Below are 12,450 nucleotides of genomic sequence, written 5' to 3'. Positions count from 1 at the left end.
AATAAAACTATACTTATCGAAATATATAGTGTATAGTTAATCTAACGTAATAAAAGCTCGTGAATTTAATTGTAGTGTATTTTTTTCAGAATATCCTCTTTTTTAATTATGAATTTGTTACAAATATTATGTGCAAAAGCACGTGGAGGTATTCTATTATGAATAACGGTACAGTAAAATGGTTTAATGCAGAAAAAGGTTTTGGTTTCATCGAAAGAGAAAACGGAAGCGATCTTTTCGTTCATTTCTCAGGCATAGCTGCTGAAGGTTACAAATCTTTAGAAGAAGGTCAAAAAGTAGAATTTGACATCACTGAAGGACAACGTGGCGAACAAGCTACTAACGTTGTTACTGTTTAAATCACTATCATAAAAAGCACCAAACTACGCTTTGTAGTTTGGTGCTTTTTTTAATTATAATTCTCTTATAAAAATTATTATTTGTATAGCTGTGTCTACATGAATGTTTTAGTAAGTCCCTCTTATAAAATCTGCTACTTTTTCTTTATAAAAGTTTTCAATCTCTAATTTTTCGCTTTCTGTGAAGGATTTAGTGTCTAATGTAGCTAAGTTCTGTTTCACCTGCTTTATATTTCTAAATCCTGGATTAATGCAAGAGATTTCTTTATAGTCTAAAATCCATTTTAATGCCGCGCTTGCCATAGAAGGACGATCTTCTCCAATCCATTGTAACTGGTTAGCTAGTTCAACACCTTTTTGAAATCCTAACCCTGAGAATGTTTCACCTACATTAAAGGATTCACCATTTTCATTGAATTTACGATGATCATCCTCAGAAAATTTAGTTTCAGATGTAAACTTACCTGTTAATAAACCACTCGCAAGTGGTACTCTCGCAATGATACCTACCCCCTGTTGATAAGCTTTAGGAATTAACTTTTCCAATGGCTTTTGTCGGAACATATTAAAGATAATCTGTAAGCTTGCTACATTAGGATATTCTAAACAAATTAACCCTTCTTCAACTGACTCCACACTGACTCCATAATGTCGTATTAGCCCTTCTTCTGTTAATTGATCTAACACTTTAAAGACACTGCCATCTTTTAAAATGTCAGTAGCAGGACAATGGATTTGAAATAAATCAATTGAATCTCTATTTAATCGTTTTAGACTATCTTCACAGTATGCTTTTACTGTTTCGTAGCTGTAATTTTGTGGATCAGCAATATCTCCTTGCCTACAAAATTTAGTTGCAATATAGATTTCATCTTCTTTGCCTTCAGTAGCCTTAGCTAGTAATGCTTCGCTATGTCCATCGCCATATACGTCAGCGGTATCAAAGAAGTTAACGCCTTGATCAATTGCATATGATAAAGCTTTTAAAGCTTCTTCATCATTCGTTTCACCCCATGCGCCTCCAATTGCCCATGTACCAAAACTCACTTCACTAATCATCATGCCAGTATTGCCTAATTCACGATATTTCATAATGTACTCATCCCCTTATGTTATAGAAAATATATATTCTCTTTACCCTTTATTGATAAAATTATAAAATTTATTTTTAATTTTTATCCCTCAATCAAAAGAGCTATAATTACGCTAAAAAATAACTTTAAATTTAAATTGTGATATAAATTCTCATTAATAATGTGTATCTTTTTGCATTTATAAGAAATAGGCGTATGCTTAAGGTGAATAATTACACTTTTACTAATAAGGAACTACAAAAACGAGGAGTGGTCAGTCAAATACTACTAATCACATGACTCTCTTTTCTATAATTGTATTAACAAGCTTCATCAGCCCTTTTCACAGTTCACAATCTTCTAACAGGACATTTGTTTATAAATAATATGTAATACACTTGCGAATATGGATCATGTTGATAGTTATAAATATCAGTTTGAACTGTGTAAATCATTTATAATTACTTAGCCAAGAGGGACTCAAAAAATTGAGGAGTGATTTATTATGCGTAAAGTAGGGAAATTACTTTCAGCAACTGTCGTAGTATCAACGCTTGTCTTAGGCTCTTCTGCAGCATATCTTACGACTGGTAGCCCAGATGTACAAGCAGCTGAACAAGTTCAAAAATGGGGTCACGGTGAAGGTGGTGCCAGTGGCGCAAATAATGAAAGTGGTGCAAATTTAAAAGCTGAAACGCCATGGTACAACTATGAAGGGTACACAACATACGACCCTTCATTCACACAAGATTATAACTTCGTACGTGCTTTAAAATATGATAATGTCTCAATCAATGGATATAAAGTAGACACAAACAGTGACTATGATTATGATCATATGAAACAGGTTTATGATACAACTGTAGAGTTTAATAGTGATAATGAAGTGATTCTAATTTCTTTCGCAACTAAACCAGACTCAGTATCTAAAGCAACATTTAAAAAAGCACATATGTCTAATAAAATAATTGATGAAGGTGTCACTAACGGGGGCGAGCATGGTAATGGTACATTCGTAAAATACGCGACAAATGATGGTTCATACACAGCGTACTTTGACAAAGATAAAAAATTGATGCAAATAAACATTGGATAATAAATTTGAGCAACAAATATAAGTAGTTACCTTAAAAGTGTGGATTTAAGCCTCTATTATCGATATGGATAATAGAGGCTTTAAAATTATAAACAACCGTCTCTTCTTTAATACAAAGAGGAGATTTGTCATTTTTAAGTTTATTTATAAAAAATTTTGTACTTAAACCGGCAAAATGTTCTAATGTATTGTTGTGTTCATTTATATTCCTATATAAGGTTTGTCTTGTAATACCGCTACTTTAAATATTATAACAATTAATACACTTTTTATTTTACTACTTTAATTCCATAAGTTTGTCGACATTTACTTTCCCTTTCTGAAAATATTCAAAAATAATAATTGAAAAAGTGAATTTCATATTAGATTGATAACGATATTTTTCATATTGTTAGAACTAGTTATTTCATTTCTTTTTTACCTATTTACTTATCAAAAAATTATATCTATCATTTAAATTATATAGTTTTTTAAAATATAATTTGTATTCTAGGAGGACATATGAATAAATCATCAAATCTTATTAGCAGCTATTTTAATTTTTGGAAACGTTGCTTAGATATTAATGGGAGGTCCACTCGTTCTGAATTTTGGCATCCTTTTTGGATTAATTTTTTAATCACTTCTATTTTGGGAGTTTTTTCTGTAGGTACTTTAAGTAGTATCTTTGGTCTTATAACGCTTATACCATACTTTACTGTCATGACCAGACGTTTACACGATTCAAATCGTTCAATGATTTTTGCGATACTATACTATATTGGCGGTTTTATCACTAAAGCTGCAGCAGTAATATTTGTTTTAGGTATTATATTTGCGACTATTAGTTTTGAAGAATTTGGTCTACTAGGTACTACATTTATTGCTAGCATATTTGGTGTAGTTATTGCAGGTGTAGTTTCATTGTATATTTTATATTTATTAGTTAAGCCTGGTAATAAAAAAATGAATAGATATGGTTCTGGAGGCAGTTGCAGAACGCTAAGTGACTAGTAGGCGAATAGTGTTTTACAATTTCTAATAGAAGAGGTTTTTCAACATGTTCTGACAATATTAGAATGATGAAAATATCGAGTGAATCTAGGATGTATTAGAAGAAACACATATACATAAAGTAATTAAAGAGGATCTCTATAACTTCATACAAATAGATATTCTAAGAGAAGAGGCTAATAATGGAAACTATAAAACAATATTGGGAAAGTTTTAGAGAGAAATATAACTTATCAGATAATCTACCTGAAGCATGGATGTTTGGAGATGGATCAGAAGTAATGGGAAATGAATTAGTAGAATTGGTTATTCGAGGTGTGAAAAGAGCAACTTGTTCAGCAAAATGTCTACATGATATTGAAGGTGAAGATATACCTGTTGAAGGACAATATAACATTGTTTTAAATGGTAAAAATGAACCAGCATGTATTATACAATACACCCAAATTGATATTACGCCAATGAATGAAGTGACTGAAGCATTTGCAGCTTTAGAAGGTGAAGGAGATTTAAGTTATCAGTATTGGTATGATGAGCATGAGAGATTCTTTCGTAAGGAACTCAGTTCATTTAATTTAGATTTTTCAATTGATATAGATTTAGTTTGTCAGCAGTTTAAAGTAGTAGATGTAAACCAATAACTTAATCCGTACTCAAATGTTAAGAAATACATTACATATAACCATATTATAATTAACTACTCCTATTTAATCGTTATCATTGATTGGTGGGAGATTATATTAGAAAAGACTCCTTATTCAATAAGGAGTCTTTAAAATGTTTCAAAAGGTCATTTTGTACTAGTAACAAAGGGTTTAAGTATCCTCGTACTTTTCGGTAATTCTCGCTTTAGTTTTTCAATGTTATCAACAAACTATATTCTAATTTATCTTTTCCAAAGGATATTCATAATAATCACATAAAATTTCTAAATCTTGTTGTGGTATTCGCTTATGCCCGTTTTCCCAGTTAAAAATTTGATAATTTTGATAGCATTTTCCATATTTTTCATTCAATAAAATCACAAGTTTTGAAATACTTAGTTGTTTCTTTTCACGTAAGTCGGTTAATATCTTCATATTTATTCCTACTTTCATAATATATTTCAGTACAGGAAGTATTTTTTCGAAAGTAACATGATAATATTTTTAATACTAATTTACGTTAATTAACCTCACATCATTACAATGATTATCAGAAAATATATCAAAAGAGACCCCTTTTTCAAAAAGGAGTCTCTTAATTATTTAAAACTTTATCTTTACTTATCTAAACATAACCTTTTATATAGTCCATCTAATTAAAGTGGAAGCATAGGCCAAGCCTCCCCCAAATCCTACCATTAAAATTAAATCACCTTTTTTAAGTTTCTGTTCTTTTACTGCTAAATCTATAGATAGTGGAATAGTTGCAGAAGACGTATTCCCGTAATATTTAAGACTCATCAATGCTTTGTCTCTTTCTATACCTGATCTATCACATATGGATTCAATCATTCTAGCATTGGCACTATGAGGCGCAAACCAAGATAAAGCTTCTTTTTTATAGTTAGCTTTATTTAAAGTTGCTTCAATAATTTTTGGTACATTTCCAACAGCCCATTTGTATACGCCTCGACCATTTTGAACAATATAACCTGGATTTTCTAAATCCTCACCAAACATTGTTTCCGATAATTCCGAGCTATATAAGTTATGCCCTTTATCTCCATCTGACCCAGCACTACTGGCTATAAAGCTAGTCTCATCTTCACTATACTCTACTAAAAATGCACCTGCACCATCCCCAAATAAGATACAAGTACCTCGATCGGTGTAATCAGTAATTTTTGATAATGTTTCTGCTCCTATAACTAATACTTTCTTATTTTGTCCAGAAGTAATCAGTCCATTCGCTATATTCAGACCATATGTAAATCCAGCACAAGCAGCATTAATATCAAGGGCTCCTGCATTTTTCAAACCTAATTTAGCTTGTACGTATGATGCAACACTTGGCGTTTTATAATCTGGTGTTAACGTGGCATTGATAATCATATCTACATCACTTATATCTACTTGATACTTTTCTTGTAAATCAAGAACGGCTTTATAACTGATATCACTTGTATACTCATCTTCATTTGCAATTCTTCTTTCTTCAATACCGGTTCTTTGTTGTATCCATTCATCTGAAGTCTCTACAATTTTTTCAAAATCTTGATTATTCATAATTTTTTCTGGTACATATGAACCATGTGCAGTTATTTTGGCTAGCGAATTCATTTTATCAGTCCCCTTAATTAACTTGTTTACCTCATTCAATCATATTCTAGTATGTATATTACGCTTTTTATTTATCTAATTAAATCATAACACCCCGATTAGAGTATGCTTAATAAAAAATTAAATACTATTGTAAAATCAATGCTGTAAGTGTATGTTTAGAATGAGTAGAGAATCCATGAAAACAAGGCTTACTAACAAACCATCACTCTCCTATAAATTCATTTACACTTTTACAAAAATCTATTGGCTCTTGGAATAAAGAACCGTGTCCAGCGTTTTGATATATCTTTATCTCTGAATATGAAATGTCATCTGCCAACACAAAGCTATTTTGAGTAGGCACCATCTTATCATTGTCTCCGTTGACAATGAGCGTAGGCATATCAATATAATTTAAAGACTCTCTATTCGCATTACCCCATTTTTTTATCGCCTTTAATTGTTTGATGTATGAAGGTAACGTTATTTTTTTATCTCTGTTTATTTTTCTTTCTTTTAACCTTTTAAGATATTCAGTTGCTTTAGTTTTTCCAATATCATCTTGGTTGAAAAATAAATAATACTTAGGATCTTTAGCGTGAAGTATCGCTTTGAAGGTTAATTTATTAGCAATTGGAATGATTTTTTCTATACCTTCTCCACCTCTTGGTCCTGTCCCTACTAAGATGAGCTTATCTATCTTTTCAGAAGCAATTTTCACTAGTTCTTGAGCAACCATTCCACCCATCGAAAGTCCTAGAACATTAATGGCATTCAATTGCATTGCATCTATAAATTCTAAAACTTCTTCTGCCATTTCTTCTATCGTGTTAGGAACTTTTCCTTTAGATAACCCGATCCCTTTATTATCAAATACAATCACTCTATATTTTTCACTTAAAGTATTAATAAGCTTCGGATCCCAATTATCCATCGTCGCAGCTAGATGTGTCAGTAATAGTAGTGTTTTATTATTATCTTGTCCTAAAATTCTGTAGGCGAATTGTGTGTTTTTTTTAGATGTTACAAATTCATTAGGTACATTTTGATATATTAATGGTTTCATCATTAGATGTCTCCTTGTGTCTCATCAATTTTTAATAAAACTTTACCCTTTGTATGATGATTAAATGTGTAGTCTAATGCTTTGTTGATTTCGTTTACTGTAAATACTTGATCATCTACGTCTGGGATAATGTGATCACTTTCGATAATTTTACTTAGTGCTTTCAGTTGTTCACCATCAGAACGTACAAAAATGAAGCGATAATCTATAGATTTTTGTTTGGCTTTTTTATCAAATTTTTTACCTGCAATTGCAAATAACGTCTTCTTAAACATTGAGAAATCATTTTTTTCAGCAAAGTGCTTATTGGGCGCATTAATTAAACTGACTATTGTTCCTCCTGGTTTCATTACGGATAATTCTTTATCAAATTCGTTAGCACCTAGGGTATCAATCACATAATCCACATTCGATAAAGTGTCCCAATAATTTTCACTCTTATAATCTATACATTGATCTACACCTTTTGCGATAAATTGTTCTCTTAACCTTGGACTACCAGAAACAATTACTTTTAAACCTAAATTTTTCGCTATTGGAACAGCCATTTGACCAAAACTACCCGATCCACCTGGAATAAATAACGTCTTTCCAGATTCAGCCTGTAATTCTTCTGTAATTGCTTGATATGCTGTTAAACCTGTTAATGGCGCTGCTGCTCCTGTTTTAAGACTTAAATTGTTTGGTAATTTAGAAATTGCATTTGCATGCACTGCAACATATTCTGCAAATGCACCTATCTTATCGATTGGTAGTCGACTGTAAATCTCATCTCCTAGATGATAATCTTCTACTTCACTACCAATTTTAGTAACAACACCTGTCAATTCATTTCCTAAAGTTACAGGCATTTTATAATCTTGTATTAATTTTACACTTCCAGTTATAATCAACTTTTCTAAAGGATTAATAGCTGCATAAGCAACTTTCACTAATACTTCGTTAGGCTTAATGTCTGGAACCTCTATGTCTCTAACCTTTACTTCTAAATTTTTATTATATTTTTCAATTTGTACAGCTTTCATTTAGACACACCTCTCTATATTTTAATAATATGCGTTACTATAAAATAACTCACTGTTTCATCACTGATACTGTTCATTTACGCATTCAAGAAACTCGAATATTCGAAGTATCTCTTCTCTTTCTAAAATCACTTCATCATTAGCAAATTACTCATCCAGCAATTTATGAGCCTTAAAAAATAAACAAGCACTTGGGCTTAATGAATATTATCATTAGAAACAATAAAATAGACCATTTATATAAGACAGAAGGCGATTTTAAGCATTTTCGATGTTTATCGTTCCAATATTTAAAAAACATGGTGTCATCTAGGCTACAATTTATGCTTTGAAACCATTTCGGATAAAATAAAATACAATGGATAAAATAAAATACAATGGATAAAATAAGCGATGATTAATAATCATCGCTTATTTTATTATTCATTTAAAAATGTATTTACATGACTCGCAAATCTTACAGGGTGTTGAAATAGATGTCCGTGCCCTGCATTAGGATATATAATTAACTGCGCATCCGGTATATTTTGACTTAACATAAAACTATTTTCAGTAGGAACCATAATATCATTGTCTCCGTTAATCACTAACGTAGGATTTTCTATATTATGCAGTTGTATTTTAGCATGATCAAACTTGTCATTTGTCCATTGAGCAATTGCCGCTAACTGCGCATCTCTTACCTGTAACGTACTGTCCTTGGTTTTTTGAGAAAAAATTCTGTTTAGTGATTGTTTACCCAATTCACGTCCTTTTTCTGTTTGTGGATAAAAAAGAAATAAAAACGTTTCAATCGCATCTTCTTTAGACCCCTCTGATTTATACATCATTTCCTCCATTTTAGGATGTGATGGGCCAATTCCACCAGCAGGACCAGTACCTGATAATATTAACTTTCTTACTAAATCTGGATGATGAATGACTAGCGATTGCGCAACCATACCTCCAATTGAAAATCCTAATATATCAACTTGTTGATATCCAAGACCATTTATAAATTGATACGTATCTTCCGCCATCGTATCAATAGTGCTCGGCGTTTCTCCATTTGTATATCCTACGCCAACATTATCAAACAAAATCACTGGGCGTTCTTTAGCAATATTTTCTAACATTAAGGGATCCCAATTTTCCATCGTTCCTCTAAAGTGAATAATAAAAACAAGTGGTATGCCTTCTTCTGTTCCCAATTTTTTATATGCAAATTCAGTGCTTCCGACTTTTAAATATTCATTTTCAGGTAATTTAAACTGTGTCATCAAACTCCTCCTTTAGGTTACAAAATAGTTATTTTGTAACCTAAATATAAAAGATTCTTCTCCATATTTCAACTATTAAGACTAAATAATATGATTCATATCTTCTAACTATTAATTAATATTAACGTTTTCCCTTTTATAACATATACACAATCACCCAGAATAATCGTTGTAGAAATTATTTCTTAGTTAAAAAATAGAACCTCAACGATGATGTTGAGGTTCTATTTTGCATTGTCTAAACCATCATTCTCTATAAATTTATGGTTAGTTTTGAGTTGGTGCACAGAAATATTGAGCGAATAATTACCATAAGCTAAGAGTTTCTGTAATAAATCATTTAATTGTACTTTTGTTTTCACTCTGAACTTTAAATGATAGCATCCTTCACCTGAGATTCTATGTGCCTCTAAGATATCATGGCTCATATTTATGAAATCAATAAAATTCCCATGATGCGCTGAATTCATATACATAGTTAAAAAGCCTAATATATCATCATTCAATTTGTCCTCATCGATGTTCAATGTATAGGATTTAATAATCCCTTCTTCTTCCATTCGTCGAATCCGATTTCCTACAGCTTGTCCTGACATATGAATCGTTTCACCGATATCTTTCCATTGCATTCGTGCATTATCAGTCAAAAGATTTAAAATTTGAATGTCTATGTTATCTAATTTCATTTTAATATCCTTTCATGAATAAAGTTTTAAGCACTAAGTTGTTTCACGGCTATATTGATAATAGGTTGTTTTTACTCTAACATGACAACTGTACTATAAATTATAAGGTGGGTGTATAAATATGAATACAGCTTTAATTATTGTAGATATTCAAGAAGATTATTTTCCAAATGGGAAAAATTCGTTAAATAATCCTGAAAATGCAGCTAATAACGCGAAAAAAGTTTTAACATGGTTTAGATCAAATCATAGTGAAAATATTTTCCATATTCAACATATTGCTCCTGATGACTCATTTGGTTTCTTTGCTCCAAATACTAAAGGCATCGAAATTCATGAGGCAGTGAAACCTATTGATGGTGAAACAATCATTAATAAACAGTTACCGAATAGCTTCGTTAACACGGACTTACAAGAAAAATTGCAAGAGAAAAATATAGATCATGTTGTCGTTGTAGGTATGATGACACATATGTGTATTGATGCTACAGTCAGAGCTGCAGCAGATTTAGGTTATGGCGTCACATTAATTGAAGATGCATGTGCTTCAAGTGAACTCACACATAACGATCACATTATCAGTGCACAAGATGTACATTATTCATTTATAAGTGCGTTAGGCTTCGGGTATGCTGAAGTTACAACAGCAGAAGATTTTGTTAAGTAATATTAGAAAAATAAAAAAGCTGCCTCAATGGTAGCTTTTTTATTTTGCGTCTAGCTTTCTAAAATGCATTAAATTAAAGTATAACCGCTTCTCCTAATACACTATTTTGTAGTGTATTACTTTCCGTAATCCTAGATTTGACCATAATTTCACTATGTCGTTTTATTGCTTCACCTTGAGTAATATAAATATTGTCACCTTGTATATTAACTAAATCAAATAACTCTAAATATATACCTAACGCTGAAGCTGCAACACCTGTCGCTGGGTCTTCATTATAACCCGTGCTATTAGGAAACTGTCTTGCCGAAAAGGTATTTTTCTTATGCGTAGATTGAGTAAAGGGATAGAACCCTGTCGATTGATATTGATCACAGAGTTTCCAAAGTTTCTCAAAGTCAGGGCACAATGCTTGTAATACATCGTTAGACTTCAATTTCACTAACGTTTTATAACGTGAAGTTGAAATACTTTTAATTGGAAAATCATCAATATCTTCAATATTAATATTTAATACATTCGCTACTTCAGCTTTTGTTGGATTTACTGTCGCAATTTTAGGTAAAAGTTGTTCTACCTCTACCATTATTCTGCCATTGTTTTTATGTATCACTAACAGAATCTTTCCAGCCAAAGTTTCAATTAGCAATTTATTTTTATGAACCTTATGTTGTTGAACTAATACCGTCGCACACGCTATCGTAGCATGTACGCACATTTCCATTTCATTATTCGGCACAAAATATCTAAATTGAAAATCACAGTCATCATGTTCTGACGCTGTTATAAAACCAATTTCAACACCCTGTGCTTTTGCTATAGACTTCATTTGCTGAGCTGATAAGTCATCTGCATTTAAGACAACAGGACAAGGGTTACCCCCATTTTTAGTCAATGCGAATACCGTTGTTTCTACTATTGAGATATCCATAAATATCGCCTCTTTTATAATTATTATCTTTCTAGTTCATTAATGAGAATACTTTAATAATGTTACAAATGGTATTAATAATAATCACTTTATGAATCACTAGGCTTTGTTAAATGAAGTAATTTTATAGTAACTGAAAAACAGATTTTATTGAAATATAGAAATCTATTTCATCCCAATTGATTATACTTTTCCTATATCCAACAGGGCATATAAATGTTTAAATAATACATATAACTATAAAGTTTTTTGAATCATCAAATAACTCTATCAATTATATGTTATATCTCAAGACTACTAGCGTAAAATGTGTTCAAATAATGATATTTAGTGTGTGGTATGGACAATAATTTATATACGCTATCGTCTAAATGGACAAATGAATAAAATTAATATATAGGAGAGATAATAATGGATTTTTATTCCAGAGATTTAAAAGATACAGATATAAACGACATCAATGAATTACATTCACTTCCTGAAGTTACACAGTACCAAACCTGGGATGTTCAAAGTTATGAGGATACGGAAGGATTTATCAAAAAGGTTCTAGATAAGGATTCTCACTGGATTTATAATGTCATCGTCAATCCTGATACTGATAAAGTGATTGGAACTTTTCAGCTTTTAATCGATAAGGCGAATAATAGTGCTGAAATTGGCTATATTGTACATCCTAAATATTGGAATCATGGCATTGCTACAGATATGGTAGCAACAATCGTAAAATATGGTTTTAAAGTCTTAAAACTTAATAGAATATGGGGCGCTATGGACTCAAAAAATATTGCTGCACGTATTGTATTACAAAAAGCAGGCATGGAACATGAAGCTGTATTACGCCAAGATACATTATTGAAAGATGGTAGCTATAGAGATACATTAGTTTTTGGCATTTTAAAAAGTGAATATTAAATGTGTACACGTTTAATTTTAATCTTTTGTAATAGTGTGCCCTATCCATGTGTGGCAAATTCATCAATGCTCACAATTTAACGAAAACTTTTCAAAAGCAATGACAATATCCTCACCATGATAAATAAATTATA

General features: G+C 31.3%; 14 protein-coding genes. 6 read left to right on the top strand and 8 right to left on the bottom strand.

The features are described from left to right. The first annotated feature begins 158 nt into the window (after positions 1 to 158). The gene (locus BK821_RS03670) at positions 159 to 359 is read left to right on the top strand and encodes a cold-shock protein (protein ID WP_046836023.1); all 201 of its coding nucleotides are present in this window, start codon (positions 159 to 161) and stop codon (positions 357 to 359) included. A gap of 108 nt (positions 360 to 467) precedes the next feature. Here the strand turns inward: BK821_RS03670 and BK821_RS03665 are convergent, their stop codons facing one another. Further along, positions 468 to 1,451, bottom strand: a complete 984-nt coding sequence (locus BK821_RS03665) for an aldo/keto reductase (protein WP_071331222.1) — start codon at positions 1,449 to 1,451, stop codon at positions 468 to 470. Positions 1,452 to 1,937: 486 nt separating this feature from the next. Between BK821_RS03665 and isaB the strand changes: the two genes are divergently transcribed. The 3 genes from isaB (at position 1,938) to BK821_RS03650 (ending at position 4,162) form a co-directional block, all read left to right on the top strand. Continuing rightward, positions 1,938 to 2,528 (top strand): immunodominant staphylococcal antigen IsaB family protein, encoded by a 591-nt coding sequence (gene isaB, locus BK821_RS03660; RefSeq protein WP_071331221.1) that lies wholly within the window; start codon positions 1,938 to 1,940, stop codon positions 2,526 to 2,528. A 501-nt stretch (positions 2,529 to 3,029) separates the two neighbouring features. Then, on the top strand, positions 3,030 to 3,521 hold the full coding sequence (locus BK821_RS03655; RefSeq protein ID WP_071331220.1) for a DUF805 domain-containing protein: 492 nt from the start codon (positions 3,030 to 3,032) through the stop codon (positions 3,519 to 3,521). A 182-nt stretch (positions 3,522 to 3,703) separates the two neighbouring features. Continuing rightward, a complete protein-coding gene (locus BK821_RS03650) occupies positions 3,704 to 4,162 on the top strand; it encodes an ASCH domain-containing protein (protein ID WP_071331219.1) in 459 nt (152 codons plus the stop codon). A 240-nt stretch (positions 4,163 to 4,402) separates the two neighbouring features. Here BK821_RS03650 and BK821_RS03645 read toward each other — a convergent pair whose 3' ends face one another. From BK821_RS03645 to BK821_RS03620, 6 genes are all read right to left on the bottom strand, one after another. Beyond that, the gene (locus tag BK821_RS03645; protein WP_071331218.1) at positions 4,403 to 4,600 is read right to left on the bottom strand and encodes a helix-turn-helix transcriptional regulator; all 198 of its coding nucleotides are present in this window, start codon (positions 4,598 to 4,600) and stop codon (positions 4,403 to 4,405) included. Positions 4,601 to 4,804: 204 nt separating this feature from the next. After that, on the bottom strand, positions 4,805 to 5,785 hold the full coding sequence (locus BK821_RS03640; RefSeq protein ID WP_071331217.1) for a ketoacyl-ACP synthase III: 981 nt from the start codon (positions 5,783 to 5,785) through the stop codon (positions 4,805 to 4,807). Positions 5,786 to 5,990: 205 nt separating this feature from the next. Then, positions 5,991 to 6,836, bottom strand: a complete 846-nt coding sequence (locus BK821_RS03635) for an alpha/beta fold hydrolase (RefSeq protein ID WP_218138658.1) — start codon at positions 6,834 to 6,836, stop codon at positions 5,991 to 5,993. Continuing rightward, entirely contained in the window at positions 6,836 to 7,858 is a 1,023-nt protein-coding gene (locus tag BK821_RS03630) for an NADP-dependent oxidoreductase (protein WP_071331216.1), read from the bottom strand. Before BK821_RS03630 ends, BK821_RS03635 begins: the two co-directional genes overlap by 1 nt. Before the next feature lie 419 nt (positions 7,859 to 8,277). Further along, a complete protein-coding gene (locus tag BK821_RS03625; RefSeq protein WP_071331215.1) occupies positions 8,278 to 9,117 on the bottom strand; it encodes an alpha/beta fold hydrolase in 840 nt (279 codons plus the stop codon). Positions 9,118 to 9,341: 224 nt separating this feature from the next. Then, a complete protein-coding gene (locus tag BK821_RS03620) occupies positions 9,342 to 9,803 on the bottom strand; it encodes an Lrp/AsnC family transcriptional regulator (RefSeq protein ID WP_071331214.1) in 462 nt (153 codons plus the stop codon). Between the two features lie 121 nt (positions 9,804 to 9,924). On the opposite strand from BK821_RS03620, the gene BK821_RS03615 reads away from it, so the two are divergent. Further along, on the top strand, positions 9,925 to 10,470 hold the full coding sequence (locus BK821_RS03615) for a cysteine hydrolase family protein (protein ID WP_071331213.1): 546 nt from the start codon (positions 9,925 to 9,927) through the stop codon (positions 10,468 to 10,470). Positions 10,471 to 10,543: 73 nt separating this feature from the next. On the opposite strand, the gene BK821_RS03610 is transcribed toward BK821_RS03615, so the two are convergent. Beyond that, positions 10,544 to 11,401, bottom strand: a complete 858-nt coding sequence (locus BK821_RS03610) for a PhzF family phenazine biosynthesis protein (RefSeq protein WP_256201614.1) — start codon at positions 11,399 to 11,401, stop codon at positions 10,544 to 10,546. A gap of 411 nt (positions 11,402 to 11,812) precedes the next feature. Here BK821_RS03610 and BK821_RS03605 point away from each other — a divergent pair, with 411 nt between their 5' ends. Next, positions 11,813 to 12,316, top strand: a complete 504-nt coding sequence (locus tag BK821_RS03605) for a GNAT family N-acetyltransferase (RefSeq protein ID WP_071331212.1) — start codon at positions 11,813 to 11,815, stop codon at positions 12,314 to 12,316. Positions 12,317 to 12,450 lie beyond the last annotated feature (134 nt).

Source organism: Staphylococcus sp. LCT-H4, assembly GCF_001866145.1.
Classification (GTDB): domain Bacteria; phylum Bacillota; class Bacilli; order Staphylococcales; family Staphylococcaceae; genus Staphylococcus; species Staphylococcus succinus.
This window is presented reverse-complemented; position numbering and strand designations above follow the sequence as displayed.